This is a genomic window from Dyadobacter tibetensis Y620-1 (assembly GCF_000566685.1).
Classification (GTDB): Bacteria; Bacteroidota; Bacteroidia; order Cytophagales; family Spirosomataceae; genus Dyadobacter; species Dyadobacter tibetensis.
The window spans coordinates 809,522-829,784 of record NZ_AZQN01000003.1; the positions used below are offsets into that span (position 1 = coordinate 809,522).

General features: G+C 43.4%; 14 protein-coding genes and 2 tRNA genes. 7 read left to right on the forward strand and 9 right to left on the reverse strand.

What is annotated here, in order from left to right; genetic code table 11:
• Window positions 1–4: 4 nt before the first annotated feature.
• A complete protein-coding gene (locus X939_RS24115) occupies window positions 5–259 on the forward strand; it encodes an HNH endonuclease (RefSeq protein WP_374754300.1) in 255 nt (84 codons plus the stop codon).
• Between the two features lie 475 nt (window positions 260–734).
• Here the strand turns inward: X939_RS24115 and X939_RS24015 are convergent, their stop codons facing one another.
• The 5 genes from X939_RS24015 to X939_RS0110485 form a co-directional block, all read right to left on the reverse strand.
• Window positions 735–1,178, reverse strand: a complete 444-nt coding sequence (locus X939_RS24015) for a transposase (protein WP_025763212.1) — start codon at window positions 1,176–1,178, stop codon at window positions 735–737.
• Window positions 1,175–1,408: a transposase gene (locus tag X939_RS24120; RefSeq protein WP_025763213.1), complete on the reverse strand. Its 234-nt coding sequence runs from the start codon at window positions 1,406–1,408 to the stop codon at window positions 1,175–1,177. The genes X939_RS24015 and X939_RS24120 overlap by 4 nt, the downstream gene beginning before the upstream one ends.
• Window positions 1,405–1,746, reverse strand: a complete 342-nt coding sequence (locus X939_RS24130; protein WP_084299418.1) for a transposase — start codon at window positions 1,744–1,746, stop codon at window positions 1,405–1,407. Before X939_RS24130 ends, X939_RS24120 begins: the two co-directional genes overlap by 4 nt.
• A 125-nt stretch (window positions 1,747–1,871) precedes the next feature.
• Window positions 1,872–1,957: transfer RNA gene (locus X939_RS0110480), tRNA-Leu, on the reverse strand.
• A 63-nt stretch (window positions 1,958–2,020) separates the two neighbouring features.
• Window positions 2,021–2,093, reverse strand: a tRNA-Gly gene (locus tag X939_RS0110485).
• Window positions 2,094–2,629: 536 nt separating this feature from the next.
• Between X939_RS0110485 and X939_RS0110495 the strand changes: the two genes are divergently transcribed.
• Complete coding sequence (locus X939_RS0110495) at window positions 2,630–3,697, forward strand: TerC/Alx family metal homeostasis membrane protein (protein ID WP_025763215.1); 1,068 nt, start codon at window positions 2,630–2,632, stop codon at window positions 3,695–3,697.
• Window positions 3,698–3,770: 73 nt separating this feature from the next.
• The gene (locus X939_RS0110500; RefSeq protein ID WP_025763216.1) at window positions 3,771–7,751 is read left to right on the forward strand and encodes an AAA domain-containing protein; all 3,981 of its coding nucleotides are present in this window, start codon (window positions 3,771–3,773) and stop codon (window positions 7,749–7,751) included.
• Here X939_RS0110500 and X939_RS0110505 read toward each other — a convergent pair.
• Entirely contained in the window at window positions 7,748–8,455 is a 708-nt protein-coding gene (locus X939_RS0110505) for a 3-keto-disaccharide hydrolase (RefSeq protein WP_025763217.1), read from the reverse strand. The two genes, X939_RS0110500 and X939_RS0110505, sit on opposite strands and share 4 nt — an antisense overlap.
• 111 nt (window positions 8,456–8,566) lie before the next feature.
• On the opposite strand from X939_RS0110505, the gene X939_RS0110510 reads away from it, so the two are divergent.
• Window positions 8,567–8,956, forward strand: coding sequence for an HIT family protein (locus X939_RS0110510; protein ID WP_025763218.1), 390 nt, complete (start codon window positions 8,567–8,569; stop codon window positions 8,954–8,956).
• A 165-nt stretch (window positions 8,957–9,121) separates the two neighbouring features.
• On the opposite strand, the gene X939_RS0110515 is transcribed toward X939_RS0110510, so the two are convergent.
• The 3 genes from X939_RS0110515 to X939_RS0110525 form a co-directional block, all read right to left on the reverse strand.
• Window positions 9,122–10,546: a capsule assembly Wzi family protein gene (locus tag X939_RS0110515; protein ID WP_025763219.1), complete on the reverse strand. Its 1,425-nt coding sequence runs from the start codon at window positions 10,544–10,546 to the stop codon at window positions 9,122–9,124.
• Window positions 10,547–10,992: 446 nt separating this feature from the next.
• Complete coding sequence (locus X939_RS0110520; protein ID WP_025763220.1) at window positions 10,993–12,474, reverse strand: capsule assembly Wzi family protein; 1,482 nt, start codon at window positions 12,472–12,474, stop codon at window positions 10,993–10,995.
• 207 nt (window positions 12,475–12,681) lie between these two features.
• Entirely contained in the window at window positions 12,682–14,100 is a 1,419-nt protein-coding gene (locus X939_RS0110525; protein ID WP_025763221.1) for a capsule assembly Wzi family protein, read from the reverse strand.
• 298 nt (window positions 14,101–14,398) lie between these two features.
• On the opposite strand from X939_RS0110525, the gene X939_RS0110530 reads away from it, so the two are divergent.
• From X939_RS0110530 to X939_RS0110545, 3 genes are all read left to right on the forward strand, one after another.
• Complete coding sequence (locus X939_RS0110530) at window positions 14,399–15,928, forward strand: sugar transferase (RefSeq protein WP_084299420.1); 1,530 nt, start codon at window positions 14,399–14,401, stop codon at window positions 15,926–15,928.
• Between the two features lie 1,147 nt (window positions 15,929–17,075).
• Window positions 17,076–18,713: a DUF1800 domain-containing protein gene (locus tag X939_RS0110540; protein ID WP_025763223.1), complete on the forward strand. Its 1,638-nt coding sequence runs from the start codon at window positions 17,076–17,078 to the stop codon at window positions 18,711–18,713.
• 13 nt (window positions 18,714–18,726) lie between these two features.
• Entirely contained in the window at window positions 18,727–20,256 is a 1,530-nt protein-coding gene (locus tag X939_RS0110545) for a DUF1501 domain-containing protein (protein WP_025763224.1), read from the forward strand.
• Window positions 20,257–20,263: the final 7 nt, after the last annotated feature.

Genomic DNA, 20,263 nt, shown 5'->3' on the forward strand with positions numbered 1-20,263 from the left:
CTCAATCCTTAATTATTCTAACTCCTATAGTCTTCGACCCTCTTGTGCAGCTTGCGTATACCGATCCTTTCTGAATGTTATAATCCAGGTCGATCACGTCAAAGCACGTTCTAAATTTCCCAGATTGGCACTGAACCCGAAAAACCTTCAAATTCTCTGCAAAGCCTGTAATTTGGGTAAATCTAACCTGTACAAAGACGATTGGCGACCGAAGGATTGGAAGACAATGATCCGCGTATTTTTAAACATTAAAGCGTGAGCCTATTCGAACTATGAGAACAAAGCCAGCTTCAAAAATGCAAGAATATCAAATGCCATTGTGGCTAGCCTAATCCTAAATTTAGAGTGCTTTTTATTTTCCACCGTTTCTGAGTTTAGAATATTAATATAAGATGTAAAAACCGATACCAAAACCCAAAAGTGATGAACGGTAGATAATTATAGTGAATAACAACATTCTAAAACCTAGGAATACGCGTTATTTGATGCTATGATACCTAGCTGTTAATAATATAATGTGTCGTGAAAACTCATCATAGGACGAACATAATCACTTTGAGTTACGCACACTTGTCTAATGATTTGGCCCTTAGCGTCGTTAGCATTTTCAAAAGTTCCTTCTACCTGATAAACAAAAGCGAGGTGCTTGATATTTCTATGTCCGTAAGTGGCAGTGATGTGAGAGTGTTAAATTAACGGTGTAAGCCTCGTGTTAAAAGAACTGTGCAAAGGGATTAAATTTTGATTTGACATCTTTCCTGTCCAAATATATTAATAAATTGTAAAAGCATAATTGGCCAGTTTCTTTGGGGCATTGTCCACTTTCTGGAAACCTGCATCAAAGCCAAATAAACGGCCTTTTCCATCGCCGAATCATTTGTAAAAGATGTCTTAGTTTTGGCGGCCGCCGCTGCGGTGTATTTACGAACTATGCGGTTGATATTTTCAATGATGTTCGTGGTACAAATGATCTTTCTGATTTCCATTGGTAACTCGAAAAAAGTAGTCAGATTGTCCCAATTGGCCTTCCAAGACTGCCCGTTATAGGGATATTTTTTCGACCAAATTGCTTCAAAAGCTTCCAATTCACGATAAGCAGTCTCACAGTCTGGTGCGTCATACACCTTTTTTAAAGCAGCTGCTACTTGTTTCTTGTCCTTCCAAACAACAAATTTCAATGAATTTCCGCTCGGCGGCCGCTTAGTTGGTGCGCAATGCATATTTGGGTTTTCGTTTCAGGGGAAACAGCTCTGATTGCGTCAGTGAAGCCCTTTATGATATCCGTACTACTAATCAAGATATCTTCAACACCCTGGCTTTTTAGATTTATCAGCACACTCATCCAGAAGGATGCACTCTCGTTCTGGCAGGTCCACATACCCAGTACTTCTTTTTTTGCCCTGGTCATTGAGACCAACGGCGATCTGAACAGCTTTGTTGATTATTTTTCCTTCCTGACGGACTTTGAAAATCACTGCGTCCATCCATACAACCAGATGCCAATCGACGGCTCTTCCATTGATCTATGTGCTCAATGATCCTGTCTGTAATGTATGAGATCGTAGCCTCACTCATATCAACGCCGTAAAGTTCTTTGATATGATTTTCAATATCACGGGTACTCATGCCGTGAGTGTAAAGCGAAAGTACATGATCGTCGATGTCATCCATGACCCGCCGCCGCTTGGGTAGAACCTGCGGAGAAAAACTTTCATCACGGTCGTGCGGGACCTGTGGTACTCGCAGTTTAGGTGCCTTTTAATTGTCAACATTCTGGTGTTCCCCCAATCCAGAACCCTTAATTATTTGCGAATTGTTGTACCAACAAAAAAGAGGTTACACTTTTAAAAGTGTAACCTCTTGATAATCAGTACCGGGGACGGGAATCGAACCCGTACGAGCGTTTCGGCTCACAGGATTTTAAGTCCTGCGTGTCTACCAGTTCCACCACCCCGGCCTGCGTGTCTGCATAAATGCAGGGCCGCTTAGAAAAAAAAGCACCGTAACCGGTGCTTTTTTGAGCGAAAGACGGGGTTCGAACCCGCGACCTCGACCTTGGCAAGGTCGCGCTCTACCAGCTGAGCTACTTTCGCAATCGCCATATCGTTTATGGTGATGCAAAAGTAGGGAGTCCATTTCTATTACGCAAGCGTTTCTTCTAAATATTTTTTCAAATAAATCACCGTAAAATTTAACATTTTGGAAATCAGTAAGATCGAAGTGAAAAAATATTTATTAATTTATTTTCACACTCACAAATATCCGCTATAAATGGCTCCAGAAGCAGGTAATCGTATTTATGCCCTTAACGATTTCATCATATTTCCACTTTATAGCCCGGAAGATACTTCCATATTTCCCTGTTCTCCAGGCTGTGAATAGTCTCTGGCCTGATTTTTAAGGATACATCAATCAAATTAGGAAATGAATAGAACCCAAGGACTCTGTTCATCAATGAATAAAATGGGATATTTTCGGGGTAGCCGTTCATCCTTAATTTACTCTGGCCACTTAAATTTTGTTTACCTTTGCCGCATGATCGATAACCTGTACCTAAGCAGTGGTAAAAGACCAGGGCTCAACCGGGATATGATTCATAAATAAGTTTTAATTAAAGTATTATTTTTCCATGATCTCCAACGAAATTCTATTTTTCGGTGCTTTTATTTTAGTCATAGGCCTGATGTTGCTACTTGACTTGGGTGTTTTTAGCAAAAAAGACCATATAGTCAAGTTTGGCGAGGCAGCGGCCTGGACAGTAGCCTGGATAGCATTGGCATTGGTGTTTTACGCCATTATCAATACCCATGGCGACTGGATACATGGGATGAGCAATTATGCAGAGTTGGAGGCTGTTCGAGATAAATATGCCCCAAATTTGGAGTTGATACCTGGTAACTTCGAAGCCAGCGTGGAAATATACAGGCGGAATATGTCCCTTGAATTCATCACGGGTTATCTTCTGGAATATGCCCTATCGATTGATAATATTTTTGTGATTATTTTGATTTTTTCCTCCTTTGGGGTTAGGCCGAAATACTATAAAAAAGTGCTTTTCTGGGGCGTACTTGGCGCCATAATCATGCGTTTTATATTTATCTTCCTTGGCTCTGCTCTCATGCAGCGCTTCGATTGGATTATCTATATTTTCGGTTTGTTATTGGTATATCAAGGAGGCAAGATCTTCTTTGAAGGGGGCGAGGATGAAAAGATTGAGCCTGCGAAACATCCTGTGGTGAAGTTTACTTCAAAGTATTTTCCGGTATATCCCCGATATGTAAGAGAACACTTTTTCGTTCTGAAACAAGGGAAGTGGTTGTTGACCCCTCTTTTTGTAGTAGTACTTATTGTCGAGTTTACCGATCTTATCTTCGCAGTAGATTCGGTACCGGCAGTATTCTCCGTTACGAAGGATCCTTATGTAGTGTTCTTTTCTAATATATTCGCCATTATGGGGCTGCGTTCTATGTTCTTCTTTTTGAGTAATATCATGAGTTTATTCCGATTCCTCAAATACGGGCTGGGGGTTCTCTTGGTATTCATAGGAGGCAAAATGCTCGCTCATCACCAGTTGGAAGCTCTGGGCTTTGAAACAGTTTACTCTTTATACATTATCCTGGGCATTCTGGCCGTTAGCATTCTGGCATCACTGGTGATTCCTGAAAAGAAAACTCCTGAAAAGAAAGTGACTGCCTAGAATATAAGAAGGGGAGCTAACTCGGCTATTCCCCAACAATAAACCCGACACCATAAGCTTCGTAAGCCTAATTATGCATCAGATTCTTAAAGTATATCTGAAACGATTAACCAATCTGAGTACCCGAAATAAGTCGCTATTGCTCACCAGTTTACCTGGTGAGCAATTTTTAGATTTACAGGATACCGATCATCTTCTTAACAGACCGGCTTTCGATGCTATTGTCCAACTGATTGCTGATAAAAAGAGTTTTCCTATCTGTGATGTGCAGGACCCACGCTTCGAAAAGGTCAATCTGGTAAGTAAACGGCTAAGGAAGATTAGTCGTACCGAAAAATTTGTTGCCGATGAACGTGGTACCCAGGATTTATATGTGGGCTACCCATTCTTAAAGGGCAAGCTCGCCGACGGGACCCCCATCCATGGACCCCTTTTATTTTTCCCGGTCACACTTACGATTTCGAAAGAGCAATGGTGCCTGGCCGAGCGTGGCGATAGCAGGGTGATTCTAAACAGAAGCATTGCATTGGCCTATTCCTATTTTAATGAGTCCCCCCTGTCTGAGGATGTCCTAGACAAGTCATTCGAAGAATTTTCTTCCGATGCATTGACCTTTCGTACCGAGCTGTACGAATGGTTAAAGGAGACGGGACTAAAAATAAATTTCAATCAGGCTATATTTGAGAATAAGCTGCAAGCATTCGAAGCGCTTAAAAGTGCCGATCTGAAACTTCTCGAACGGAACGGTGAGTTAAGGTTGGTGCCTGAAGCGGTATTAGGGATATTTCCTCAGGCAGGATCCTATCTGGTTCCCGATTATCAGCAAATGTTGGAGGAAGAGGGGGCTGGCTTCCAGTCGGTATTGCTCCCTGGCCTCGAGCAGAGTCCGGAGGACCTGTATGTAGAGCCCGAACCCACCTGCACTATGGTCATAAAGGAGGAAGATGTACTTACTCCTTTTCCGGTAGATGAGTCTCAGGAAGAAATTATATTGGAGGTTAAGCGAGGGAAGTCCGTAGTAGTACAAGGCCCCCCCGGGAGTGGAAAATCACAGTTGATTTGCAATCTGGTTTCAGACTTTATCTCTAAGGGAAAGCGGGTTCTGGTTGTCTGTCAGAAGCGGGCGGCTTTGGATGTGGTACACGATCGCTTAGAAAGCATTGGCCTGGACCCATTTGTGGGTCTAATTCATGATTTCAAGAACGACCGCTCTGCCTTGTATGGTCAGCTGAAAAATCAGATTGAGCAGGTCGAGGGATATCGGGCTCAGAATTACTCCTTAGATGCCGTATTTATTGAGCGTCAGTTCGTTCAGGAAAGTCGCCAAATCGACCGGGTGATACGGGAGTTGGACAATTTTCGTGAGGCTTTATTTGATGAGACCCTCGCTGGAGAGTCGGCGAAGTCATTATATCTGCGTTGCGATATGGATGCGCCACATTTCGATGTAGAAAACCACTACAGAACCTTTCGGTTGGAGGGAAGAAATGAATTCAGCCGGAATATGGGTCGATATCTTTCCTATGCACTACGACTGAGGTTCCCACATCCCTGGCACGATCGAAAGCCATTTATAGGCTATAATCTGAGTGATCTCCGTGCTATGGAGAGGCTCTTGCAGCTGTGGCCTGAAGCATGGCAGCAGGTTCAAAATAGATTTACCGAACTTACCGGCGTCGAATTTTCACTTAAATATCTGGAGCAGCCCGCCCAAAGAAGGGAGGAGTTGACCGATTTGGCAGGCTGGCTTGAAGATAGCGAAACCTTTCTGCTCTTTAAAAAGTATTTAGGATCGGCATCCCGGAGCAGCCACCGTATGGCCTTTATCCGACAGATTCGTGACGAATTTGACGGTTTTGTAGCGGAGGATGGGGTCGCCCTGCAGCTTGCCACCGAGGAGCTTTCCGAGTGTCGTTCGGCCCTTTTAGAGGCCATACATGCCAAGGAATCTATGCTGTCGGGGAAGCTATATGACTGGTTCAATAAAAATAATAAACGCGTTGCCACCTTTGCGGCAGAGGAGGGGTTGGGAAGTTCTTTGAGAGAACTGAAGTTATTGGAAAATAGGCTTTTAAATCGAATACAGCTGGAGCAATGGTTAGGCGACCCGCTTTTAGGATTTGAGCCGGGCATGGTTAGGGACGGAAGTGCCGAGTCGTTCCAGGCATTTCTGGCAAGGGCCGAAGCGGCCATGGATGCGTTGCAGCAGTTATTGGAATCTGATTGGGCCGATTTACTTCTGGAGCTAGGCTCCAAGTCCGGAGAATTATCATCCTATCATAATGTCCTTTTTGCGCTACGCAGCTGGCTCCAGGATTGGCAGGAGTTAGATGTGCGTATGCAAAAATACTTCTCCTTCCCCCAGGGTAGGGTTTTACTTCATAACCCGGAAAGTTATAGTCGTCAGCTGAGCCAGACACTGGCTAAAGATTTCGATGCATTATGCGAGATGGACGATACCTATGCTTCCCTGTCGGAACCGGAGACCCAGGCTATAGATGCGGCCTTAGACTATGCTTTACAAGTAACTTGCAATGACCCGGAAGAACTATTGGCGGCTTGGATTAACAGTCTGGAGTTGGCATGGATCGATCATATTGAGCAGAAATATCCGATCCTGAGGACGGTGTCTTCTCAGAAACTGCAGCATTGGGAGTCCGATCTGCAGGCTGCTGTTCAGGCTCGTCAGCGTTTGGCCCGGGATATTGTAGGAATCAGGGTACGGGAACATACTTATAAGGATATAGAAAAAAACAGACTGGGCAATCGTGTTACATATCGGGAACTGGACCATCAGGTGACCAAAAAGCGAAGAGTCTGGCCGGTACGAAAGTTACTGGAAGCTTATGCAGATGACATCTTTAATCTGATTCCTTGCTGGCTGGCATCTCCGGAGTCAGTTTCGGCCATGTTTCCCCTAGAACGTGAACTATTCGATCTGGTTATTTTTGATGAGGCCTCTCAATGTTATGCGGAATTTGGGCTTCCTGCCGCTGCTCGTGGGCGACAGGTGGTGGTGGCCGGTGATGCAATGCAGCTTGCTCCCAGCGACTTGTATAGGGTACGGTATGAAGAGCAGGATGAGTTAGAAGAATATCTCCCGGCACTGGAAGTGGATTCTTTATTAAGTCTGGCCGCTCAGTCGTTGGGGCAGTACTCCCTTACAGGCCATTATCGAAGCTTATCCCTTGACTTAATTGCCTTTTCTAACCGACACTTTTATAGTAGTAAACTCAAGCTGCTTCCTGACTTTCTGCATATTAATGCGATGGAGCCGGGGATCACCTATTTGAAGACCGAGGGGATATGGGCACAGAACGCCAACGTAGTGGAGGCCGATCTGGTGGCCGATATTATATCTAGTCTGGCTGCCACGGGGAAGAGTATTGGGGTAGTTACCTTCAATTTCCATCAGCAACAATGCATACAAGAGCGGCTTGAGGCGGGAAATATCGAAGCTAATGGCTTGTTTGTGAAAAATATTGAAAATGTTCAGGGTGATGAACGCGATGTCATTATTTTCTCCATGGGCTATGCCCCTGATGAAAAGGGAAAGATTTCCATGCAGTTTGGAAGCCTGAATGCACAGGGAGGAGAGAATCGTCTGAATGTAGCCGTCACACGAGCGAGGGAGAAGATTTTCTTTGTGTCGAGTCTCTGGCCCGATCAGTTGCATACGGAAGGGGCGACCAATGAAGGTCCACGACTTTTAAAGGCCTATATGCAATTTGCTCTCTCGGTGAGTGAGGGTAAGTTCAGGCCACAGCCTTCGGGCGGTGCAGCACAAGGTCCGGGATGGTTGTTAAAGGAAAAATTGATAAGCCAGAATCCCGCATTGAGTGACGAACTGCCTTTTGGTGATATTACGATCAAAGAAGGAGCAGCTTTTAAGGCATTGGTTCTTACGGACGACGAGGTATATTACCATAGTCGGACCGCCAAGGAGCCTCATGCCTATCTGCCGCTCCTTCTGAAGCTTAAGAACTGGCCTTTTAAAAGGGTCTATAGCAGGGAGTACTGGAGTAAAACCCTGGAGCTAGTGCCGGTCGACTAAAGTTCTTTAATACGGATATTCCGGAAAGATACTTTGTCACCATGGTCCTGCAGGGCGATTTTCCCTTTTTGAGGCACGCCAAAGCCGTCCCATGTCTTAAATTTGCTATTGGCAACGAGTGCATCCCACTCGGGACCATTAACTGGGAAAGAAACGATTTTCTTGCCATTGAGCCAGCTTTCGCCCTTGCCTTTCTTGATGACTACCTTGGCCTTGTTCCATTCGCCAGCGGGTTTTACCGCGCTAAAATCGGAAGCGGGGATCATGTCGTACAGGGAGCCTGCCTTGTGATTCCCATTCTTGCCGGCTTTGGCATCAGGATGTTTTTGGTCGTCCAGAATCTGGATTTCGGGGCCAGTAGAGTAGGGGCAGCAGTATTTAGCTTCTTCGGTGACATGGTAAATTATTCCGCTGTTTCCACCTTCACTGATTTTCCATTCCAATTCAAGGATGAAATCACCATACTCCTTGTCGGTAACCAAGTCTTTTCCGCCTTTTTCAGTAAGAACCATAGCACCGTCTTCCACTTTCCATTGGGGAAGTACTTTATCCTCTTTCCAACTGTGCCATCCGTTCATGGTTTTTCCGTCGAACAGGGTTACCCATTTTCCTTTCTGAGCCAAGGCATCATTTCCAGATATGCTGAGAGCAAATAGAGCTACTACGGCGGCTTTGCCGAGAGAACGCAGATTCATCAATTTCATAGTAATACAAGTTAAAAGTTTCAGCTGCAATATTACTTACTTTTGGCTTTCTAATTGTTGAATTAATACTTTAAATTGGGCATTTTTACCGCTAAAATACTGCTAAACAACATGTCTTCGATATTTTCAAGAATTGTCAGTGGAGAAATTCCCAGTCATAAGGTTGCCGAGAATGATGAATTCCTGGCCTTTCTAGATGCCTTTCCTATAGCGAAAGGGCATACCTTGGTAATCCCTAAAAGGGAGGTAGACTATATATTTGATCTGGAGGAAGATGAGTTTTCCCGACTCATGTTATTTGCCAGAGGAATCGTTCCGGCATTAGAAAAGGCCGTTCCTTGTCTGCGAATTGGAGTCAGCGTAATAGGGCTTGAAGTTCCCCATGCTCATGTGCATCTGCTTCCCTTGAATAGTATGAAGGATGCAGACTTCAGTAGGAAAATAAAAACTAGTTCTGAAGAATTGGCCGCACTGGCGGCGGAGATTCGAGACTGTTTGTAAAACCAATTGCTCTACGGATGACTTGGGTAGTCCGACCTTTCCATGGACTAAGAAAGTGTTAATATCCGGTATATTTCAGAGCTTAGCATTCTAACCTTATTCCATGGAACATATAAATGGAGAAAGTCCGATGGAATAGGCCGTCTATTAGCGGTATTCTTAGTGTTAATTCAGGAATCCACTTTTTCGAACCGATAAGATTAAGCTTGTATTATTCCCGTATAATTGTCCAATGTCGCTGACAATCCCAAGGTTGAGGCTGACAGATTGCAGGGAGGGTATACTTCTTTCCAAGCCCAAATAACCCGACCATTGGGGAGTAGTGCTGGAAAATGGGGCTAAATAAGTGCCCCGATTCCATGAATGGGTACTTTTAGCCAAAATATGGGTCTGTAAAATATTGGCTTCTACAGCTAAATGTATGGCCTTTAAGAGGTTGTTATTGGTGAATTGAGCTAGATTACCAGCAAATTCAGGCAGGGAATGGGCAGCCGTCCTTATGATGGGGCTACCTAAGCTATTGCCGAAATAGCTCCAGCCCCGCCGGTACCGATAGCTGTTATAATAATCAGCCTCTGCATATAGTATGCTCTCATTATTGCTGAAGCGACTTTTTTGGTTTTCTAAATCGAGGTACTCAATTGTAATTGCCTTGAGCTGAATTTTGCTATGTGTTGGTGCTTTCGGAAATCGAACTCTGATACCAGTAAGAGCATCCTGCAGGTTGTTAACTTTGAAAATCGATCCATTACTGAAAACGGAATTTCTGTAGGCCAGCAGCTCTAGGTTGGGTATCGTTTTGATGTTAAAGGCCAAATCGAATGACCCAAAATGGTTGCCTACGATATTATGCTGATATTTGGTGCCCGTCACCATATGTTTGTATGCAGTCCATTTGCTGGGGTTTTCCTTGGGCCAAAATTCCGACTCTCCGCCCCATATGGCCTGGTGGTTCATGCCCAAAAAAAACATCCACTTAGACTCTGGGATACCGAGACGGAAATAAACTTGTTTCTGGTGCAGATAGGTGTTCGGCACCTGGGATACTGGGCCGTAATTGATCTGGCTATTGCCTAATAGCCCTTCGGAGATGGAGATTTTCCAGGCTATAAAATCGTTGGCAAGGTGAATCGGTTGAAAGTCTTTCAGACCAATCTGAATTCTGGGAAAAGGACGCGCATTGCGTGAAATCGCTAAACCTCCCAGCCCCATAGTAGAATCCGACAAGCCCACATTCTGTCTTTTTTGGCCTACCATCAATTCCCATGGCCCCAACTTAACAGCCTGGTAGAGGTCGGTCAAGAAAAAATTAGCCTTTGTTTCGGGGCTGTAGCTGGTAATCAATGAAGCTCCTGCTGACCATTGAAGCTTGCGCGGATTATGGATGTTATAAACTTTATACAGGCTCCATTGCCCTACCACTTGTGCCTGGTCCGCGGGGACGGTACCGTCTGAATTCGCACTTTGCCAAAAGGGAGTAGCCCCCTTAAATCCGGAGCCGGTAATTGACATATTTACAAATAAGGTCGAGTCTTGGGCAAAAGTTGCTTGATAACCTATGAAAATTAAGACTAGAAGAAAATAGCGCATTGGTTTCAATTCTTTACAATTTTATGGGGCTTCAAGCTTGGTAAACGGTTATTGGAGCGGCTTTAAAGTTATAGAAAATATAAATGGCAAAAGTATGTAAATTTATCGCAGTCATCATTTTCTGTTCAGGTTATTTATCAGTCCCTATGCTGCTTTTGGGCGTTTCATAGCGGTTTACAGAGCCTTATTTAAGCTGTATCCGAGGGCCGTTAGCTCGGATATTTCTCACCTTCAGTACCTCCTAAACCGAAATCATAAATAAGCTGTTTGCTGGAAATTAGGCTAAAGGAATTTTTTCTGTGCACTGAAGGACCTTGCAGGGGACAACGCACATGCCTCATCTGATTTATTTTCGTAGAAAATAAGCTTGGATACATTCATCCCTTATTCAGTATGCTTTCGCATCTGTCGGCAAATCATAGTCAGAAACGAGGAGATAACACCAGTTATTTATATAAAAGGCCTTCCTTACGGATACCCAAAGTTACCCCATATGAGTTAGGGTATAGTTCCCCGACATCGGCAGCCAGCGATCCTTTAAGGATGGTGCCGCCCAAAATATTTAATTTACCCTGTAAGGTCAGTAGTCCGGAAAATTGAGTGGGCCTGGTTCTGAAGGGAGCATCATAGGTTCCTATGTTACTGGAGTACGATAGTTTACTCGTCCAGATAATGTTTTGAAGGAAGGTACCCTTAAATCCGAGATGATAGACGGCAACCCGGTTGTTGCTGGTGAAATAATCGGCGTATTCAGGGAAATTTGCTTTCGTATCGGAAGTAGGAGGAATAAAAGGTGTCCCGATCGTCCGGTCGTGGTAGGCCCAGCCATCGCGGACCTGAGAGTTATTGAAATAGTTATCCCGTCCAAAATGGCCTCTTTTTAAACCGACCACATTCCAGGGAAACTCTGCTCCACCTTGATTTTTTGTATACAGAAACTCGAATAAAGCTTCTGTAACTTGAAAATTGGCTCCGTAAACATTCTTACGTTTCATGCGAATGCCATTTAAGCCGTCTCTTATATTGGCAAGGACAAAGAGGGAGCCATCTTCGTAAATGTTTTGTCGATAAATAAACCAGGTACTACCCCAGGTTTCAATTTCCATTGCCAGATCTACTGTGCCCAGATGGTTTCCTACCCGGTTGAGCGTATCAAAAGACGTCGCCTTTGGGTTTTTGGCATAGGCCTTGCCCGTGACAACATTCACATAATTTTGGAAACCGGAGGGCATTTTTCCATCAATCGTCAGATAGGGAGATTCGCCTCCCCATTGTACCTGATGGTTCATCCCACCATAAAGTTTCAGCTGGGAAGAAGGACGTCCTATCCGAAGATATAAGGCCTTCTGATGTAATTTTAGTCCACTTGTAATAGGGCGGTCCTTTTCGAAAAAACCATCGGCATAAAATGCCTTAATTGCTACAAAACCATTAGTAAGGGGGACGTCCACATAATTCACGGTTCCGAACTGAATTTTAGGGATAGGAAGGGCATTGCCCGACCAGGCATAGGAACCGGTACCAATGGTAGAGTCCGCCAGGCCTACCCATTGCTTTTGTCTGCCTACCAGCAACTCCCAGTTTTTAAATCGGAGGGAGGCATTAAGCTGAGGAACCAGTATTTCTGTTTTTTCGGATAGAATTGCAGCAGCCTCCGCACCTAGCCCAACGCTCCAAGGACTAGTTTCCTTATTAGATAGCTTCCATATACGTTGTAAACCGATTGCGGCGATTCCGGCAGGGCTGCTCCGGGGAACTATGCCAAATTGATTGGCGTGAATCCAGAATGGTGTGTTGCTGGCTGTACTACCTATGCCCGAGAATTCAATATAATTATTGGTGGAGTCCGATACACTGGATTGAGAGAAGGAATGGGAGCAATTTATACTTATCAGAAATATAAAAAAAAGAAACGAGGGTGATCTCATATAGGTTTTAATTAATCTGTAGTGGTGTTTTGTTATCGCTGATAAATATTAAACAAAAGTATTAATAACTTTATATTATTCATACTGGATTATGATATGAACGGCTTAACCGACTTTTATGTATGGTGATGTAGGAAAATATTTATGCTTTCCTGACTGCAGAATCCCCTATTTTAGCAATCCTATGATGCCAGATATAAGGTAATTCTACTTTAAAAATCCATAGGATTTCCATCCTACCATAATGGCTCCAGTATTTGGGTATAGCTTTCCTATATCAGCAGCTATGCTCAGACTGAGCAGATGATTCCCCTTCGTAGAAATCTTCTTTTCTGATTGAAGTAAAATGTTGGACTGGATAATGGGTTTGTCAAAGGGGTCGTTATAAGTTCCTTCATTATGTGTGAAGGTGGCTTTTAAACTAAAGTTCATTTTCTTCCAGCTGCCAGCAAGACCGCAGTGTAGAGCCAGAACGCGACTATTCATCGTGTAAATAGTGCTGTCGCCTTTCAGCTCGTCCCGATTTAAGGCCTGAGGGCCTATGAGCGGGCTACCGAATGAATGGCCCCTATAGGACCACCCTTGGTCATATACATAATGATTGAAATAATTGTCCCTTCCGAAAGTATGGGTTTTAAAATCAAATATACTTCCACCCTGACTTTTGGTGTAAGCATATTCCAACAGAATGGTCCTTAATAAAAGCGCGGAAGAAGGGGGGATGCTATTATTTTTCCTTGTAAACCTTATTCCGTTAAGTCCATCTGCGATATTGGATAATTTGGAAAGAGACCCATCATCGTATAAGTTTTGCCTGTAGACGAAAATATCCCAGGATTTACCCTTCCATTCTGCTGCCAAATCTATGGAACCAAAATGATTGCCTACCCGGCTTAATGCCCAGAGTCTACCCAGTACTACATACTCATATGCCAGGGAAGGTTTCAGTCCCCCGCTGAAAATTTTTTGTTCGCCGCCCCACATGGCCTGATGGTTGGCTCCACCATAAAAGTTGAGTTTTTGCGACAGACGGCCTAATCGAAGATATAATGACTTATGATGCATATAGACCTCGGGTACCCAGTTGGTATTGCCATAGTGCACTTTGGCGGAGCCTAATAAACCATCGGAGTAGGAGAACTTAAAAGCTATAATGTCGTTTCCAGGAATCAGGTTTGTGAATTGGGGAGTAGATATTTGAATTTTGGGATAAGGCCTGTAGTTGGGAGCCATGGCAAATGAACCCGTTGAGAGTAGGGAGTCAGCAAGGCCGATAAACTCTCTTCTTTGACCCACCGATATCTCTACAGGGCCCGCCTTTGCGGCTAGGAAAAGATCCCTAAAGAAAAAATCCTTTCTCTGGCTAACATTTCCTATAGCTTCCACCGCTCCTGACCATTGTAAAAATCGGGGATTGTGAGGGTGGTAAACCTTTGCGATCCGGGCGCTGGCAGAAATAAAGGATCCATCGGTGGGTACCGATCCATGCTGATTAACGCGTAGCCAAAAAGGTGTTTGGGAATTAGAAAAAGCGGCTTGGACTCCTCCGGAATAGTGAAAAGTTGAATCCTGGCCGTAGGCAGTAAGGCAAAATATACTTATCGTAACAATAAGAATTAGACGCATTATGGCGTAACTTTTAGTGTGTAAATTACCGCAATATAATCAAAGTAAGACTTTATTCTAACTTTATAACAGAATAATAATGTTGATTAATAATTGGGATATTCCTGGGAATATTCTGGCTAAAACCGGGGTTTAGGAAAGAGATTTGTAGAAAAATAATATATTAATAGTAATAAAAATTAATTTTATTTGTAGATTTATTTTGTCATTGTTTCGCTTTTTTAAGCTTTGTACTTGTTGTTTACGCCGGGTTGGCTATCTTTGGGAGAAATACACAACACTAGAAAATAATAAAATAATGCCGCACAATTTCTCAGAAGCAGAATCGTCTGATGCCGCACAGAGAGGTGGATTGGATTGGATAACGATTAATAGCAATTTTAATCACCTCTTAGGATACTTCTCTTTAAAGTCATCCATGACTATTCCCAGTAGGAGAGGGGCCGTATTTACCTTGCTATTTCTGGACGGGTTGGTCGCTGTAGTCGCCTGGCTAACCGTGTATCGCTATCGTTACGCTCTTTTGCATAAGGATCTGAGCGAGCTTTATCCAAGAGATTGGGTCTTCACATTTTTTGTCATCCCTTTTGCCTGGTGTTTCCTCTATTACCTTTCAGGAACTTATTTTGATTTATATCGCAAGTCCCGAATTGACGAAATTAAGCGGACTCTGGCTTCATGTTTTGTCGGAACTATCATTGTGGCTTTGGTGGCCTTTCCAAATGACGCCATAGATTTTGACTATGTGAGTAAGTCTACCGTCAGGTATATTCTCCTGCATACTACCTTGACCTTAGCCGTAAGGTTAATGTATCTTACTATGATACGCAATAATGTTCTGAATGGTAAAGTTGGATTTAATACCCTGATTATAGGTGGCAATCAGAATGCCATTGATATTTATACGAAACTGGTTTCCAGTAAAAGACATATTGGAAATAGGTTTAAAGGATTCGTGTACTCTTCTCTGGAAAGCTCCAATGGGATGAATAAGTATTTGAACCAACTGGGAGACGTAAATCAGTTAGAGCAGATTATCGATAAATATCAGATAGAGGAAGTAATTGTAGCAGTAGACAGTGATGAACATACGCTTCTGAAAAGTATTCTGATTCAGCTAAGCTATCGTCCTGTGTACGTTCGTATTTTGCCCGATTTGTACGACATTATTTCCGGGTCTGTTAAAATAAGTAGTATTTACGAAGACACCCTATTCATTAGCATCACCCCTAGACTAATGCCGGATTGGCAAAAGGTTTGCAAAAGGATGTTGGATATTGTCGGGGCACTGGGCGCGCTGGTGGTATTATCTCCAGTTTTACTTTATGCCGCCATTAGGGTTTGGCGTTCCTCTACGGGGCCCTTTCTTTACAAGCAGGAGCGAATTGGTTTATATGGAGAGGTGTTTGAGATCTATAAGTTCCGGTCTATGTATATCAATGCCGAAGCAGCTGGCCCCTCTCTGTCGAGTGACGGAGACCCCCGCATAACTCCCTGGGGTAGAATTATGCGCAAATATCGTATTGATGAGTTACCGCAATTTTTCAATGTATTGAAAGGAGATATGAGCCTGGTAGGGCCGCGGCCTGAGCGGCAATATTTTATTGATATTATCTCGGAAACCCAACCGGAATATCGGTATTTACATAAGGTGAGGCCAGGCCTAACCTCATTAGGTATGGTGAAATATGGGTATGCTGAAAATGTGGCCCAGATGGTTGAGCGGATGAAGTATGATCTGGTATATATCGAAAACTGTTCACTTATTTTGGATGCGAAAGTGATCGTCCATACCATTGGTACCGTTTTGGGCGGCCATGGCAAATAATTCACCAGCCATTTCAATTGGTAGGTATACCATGTAGGTGCTCCAATCCTTATTTAGAAATCAAAATAACGGATTTGCGGCCGTATACGCACCAGGGGGCCATTCTGCGGAGTCTATTCCATGATGCTTTCCAGGGGAAGGGCATGATTTTTGGATATACGGATACCTTCTTTATAATAAACTTCAATAAAAATTTTTCTCAGATGCCGGGTCTTGAGGGCTGCGACCTATGTTAATACTTGATTGCCGTTACGGTTCCATCAGGTGCATCCCGAATTTAAAAATCTAATGTTTCCCCGCTTCGAAATTTATTCGATAGCATAGTGTGCTAGGGACCGTTTTTGTCTCTCTCTCTCTCTCAAGCTATCTTTTAAGTCAGGCCTATACGATGTGTTATGGTCGATCTGGCATTATAATAGCTGCTGAAATGCTTGGCCTTATAACCTTACATAGGGCTGCTGATAGGATTCGCAAAGCTCTTTAATTCTCCAAGGTCTTCGGACAAGATTTTGTCCATACCCAGCATCATTCCTTTAATATTATTCGTCTTATTTCAGTTGTAAAAAGGTGTTCCTATCTCATAATTTAAGACGGTATTTTGAATATAAAGTATTTCTACGTAGTTAGTTGTGTTTCTACTTTAGTCTATACCGGATATTCGAGCAATATTTTGAGAGCTAATCTGCTCAAATTATGCAAGTGAGAGTCAATACAAACTACTACTACAAATTTTTTTCAGTATCTATCAGGACATAGCTCGAGTTTAGACCTGTATACTTGAATATTACAGGTTTTTTGACCTATTGGGCCTTATTCCTAATTGGTGGCTTTTTTCTATGTAATTCTTTTTAATCTTACTGGTCTAAACTACTTTTTGTATATATAGCGAACTATTTTGATAGTTTTGTCATTATGTATTTGATAAAATAAATTAATTATTCGTAGTTTTGAGCATTAATGGATATTGAATATTTGTATCCATTAATCTACTAAACCTGAGTAAGACATAAGGGGGTAGAGCATCTTATAGAGCCATCTACACCTTTTGTTCCCAGCCTTTAAGGCCTTTCTACACACGCACGGGTCATTTTCATGATATGGCCACATCTGAATTTCTGGATTACAACAACCGTCATTAACCTATGCCATGGCATATTTAGATACGTATACTAACTTGTTAACCTCGGCCACTGCGGCCCATTTGCTTAGGAGGGCAACTTTTGGACCTACCCGTCAGGAAATTATTGACTTCACTGGTAAGACTGCTCAGCAGGCTGTAGAACTTTTGATCAGCAATGCGGCTTTGGGTGTTTCCGTGGCTCCTCCTGTTGAAATGGACGAGACGCGTAGCGATGCCGGGCAGCCATTTCTCAACAAGCCCTTTGACCATAGTCGCTCTGGAGTATATAATAATTACATACAGTATTGGTGGTTAGGGTTAATGACTGAGCAAAAGGGGCGACCATCTGTCCTGGAGAAGTTGACTGCTTTCTGGCAAAATCATTTCGTTACCGCGCATACGATTGTAGAGGATTACAGGTTTGTGGATCGATACATTCGCTTTTTAAGAGCGAATGCCTTGGGGAATTTCAAGGACCTGGCTATAGGGATAACGAAGGATCCAGCCATGCTTGTTTTTCAGAATGGTTTCCAGAATACGAAAGAACTCCCAAATGAGAATTATGGAAGGGAATTACAGGAGCTGTTTACGGTAGGGCAAAAGGATTTTGCCGGCAATAATAATTATACGGAAGAAGATGTAAAGGCTGCCGCCCGGGTCTTGACAGGCTGGCAGGTTACGAATCGCAATAATATAGGCTCTACCTCTTTTGGCAGTACGTTCAATCCTGTACGGCACGACATATCGGACAAGTCCTTTTCGGAAAAATACAATAATACCGTCATTACGGGCCGCAGTGGTGAATCTGCAGGAGATGGGGAATTGCTCGATTTAGTCAATATGCTGCTGGCCCATCCTGAAACCCCCAAATTTATTTGTAGAAAACTGTACCGATGGTACGTAAATCCCAATGTTACGCAGGAGATAGAGGATCAGGTCATCATCCCCTTGGCGACATTTTTTGCGAGTCCGGCCAATAATTATGCGATTATGCCAGTAGTAAAAAAGTTATTAAGCAGTAACATTTTTTTTGACACCCGAAATATTGGTGCCATCGTTAAGTCCCCGGCAGAATTAGTTATAGGGACGATACGGTTTTTTGACCAGCCCGTACCGGATCTGACTACTGAGTTTGTCCCTTTTCGGGTGATGATGAATTATATCTACTTCAGTTTACGATTGCTCGAACAAAATTTTCTAGATCAACCCTCTGTTTTTGGCTTTGTGCCCTATTATCAAACCGGCTATTCTAAGAACTGGATCAATGGCACAACCCTGGGGCTTCGCGGGGTACGAACCGATGCTTTAAGCAATCCTGGGCCAGTGATCAAGCCTGATTATGTATTAGGGATAGACATCTTAAAAGAACTGAGGACCATCCAACCTAATTTCGAAGATGTAGCTGGCACCTCCGCAATCACATGTGAGCAAGTCCTGCAGAGATTTACAGCTAACTTATTTGCTATAGAATTGTCGCAGGCTCAACAGGATTTTCTTATCGATCAAATCATGATGAAGGGGAGTAGTCCTCGCGCCACATGGCAGCACGAATGGAATGCCTATAGGTCTACACCTCAGGACGAAACCAAGCAAAATGTAATTTTTTGGCGCTGTCGGGCCCTTCTTAAATACATCTTGAGAATGGCCGAATTTCAATTATTTTGACATAACAAAACATATGAAAAGGAGAGAATTTTTTGCTGCGGCATCATCGCTTATGCTACCCGTCATGTTGGATGGCGTTGGGGTTAGGTCATTTGCAAAGGGCTCTGCTATGGTCGAGTCGCTACGGCAGACATCGGCTTTAAATAACGATCGTATTCTGGTCATCGTTTATTTAGGGGGGGGCAATGATGGGCTGAATACGGTGATACCCCTGGAATACTATTCAGAATACAACCAGCTGAGGAGTAATATAGCAATCCCTGAGAGCAGCGTTCTTAAGCTTGCTGGAAATTTAGAGACCGGGTTTCACCCTGCAATGACGGGGATGCGCGCCATGTATGACGAGGGTAAATTGGCTATTGTACATTCGGTTTCCTATCCGAACCCCAATCTTTCACATCACCGTTCGACAGATATTTGGATGACCGGTGTGGATTCGTCACAGTATGCATCGTCAGGATGGGCGGGTCGGTATCTCGACGATCGATTTCCGAGCTACCCTCAGAACTATCCAAATGGAGAGATGGAGGATCCTTTGGCGGTTCAGATTGGCCAGATAACAGCCACGGCCTTACTTGGTCCTCAGCAATCTATGGGTATCACTCTACAAGATCCTGCCACTTTTTATCAACTGATAGGGGAACCCAATACCACCATTGACAGCAATTTGCCCTGCTGCGATGCTGGAGATCTAATTAATTACATCCGTCAACAACAAGTATTAACCATCGGATTTGGGTCTGAAATCAAAAAAGCGGCCGAAGCGGGAGTAAATCTCGCCGCTTATCCCCCTGCTTCGCAAAACAACGAACTGGCCGAAAAATTGAAAATTGTTGCCCGGTTAATTCATGGTGGACTCAAGTCTAAAATCTATTATGTAGAACTGGGCGGCTTTGACACGCATGCAGAGCAGGTCGGTACGAGTAGTACAGAAGGCTTACATGCACAATTACTGAAAAAATTATCGGACGGTATAGCTGCATTCCAGAACGATCTAAAATTGCAGGGCACCGAAAATAAAGTATTGGGGATGACTTTCTCTGATTTCGGAAGGAGAGCTACCTCCAATGCTTCTAAAGGTACCGATCATGGAATAGGGGCTCCTATGTTTGTTTTTGGAACCGGAATAAAGAGGCAACTGGTGGGTAATAATCCCGACCTGATCAACGGTTTACTACCCTTGACCCCTACTGCCAATAATACCAACCGGGATATCAAAATGCAAATAGATTTTCGCCGGGTATATGCCGATATCCTTAACGACTGGTTTGGAAGTGCAGCTTCAAAAACCGATCAGTTCCTTTTTAGCAATTTTAACACTACCTCACTTTTTTCCGATTTCGTCCAATCTATTTCCTCAGGATCCTGGATTAATCCCGAAATCTGGTCGAATGGTCGGGTTCCCGATGCTGGTTCTACCATTAAAATTAACCCAGGGCATATAGTAGAGGTAGGACATAATATTACCGCAAAAAATGTAAAGGTCGAACAGGGAGGGGAGCTAAAATTCCTGGGAGATTATAATGTTAATATAACGGGCTAATAGGCTC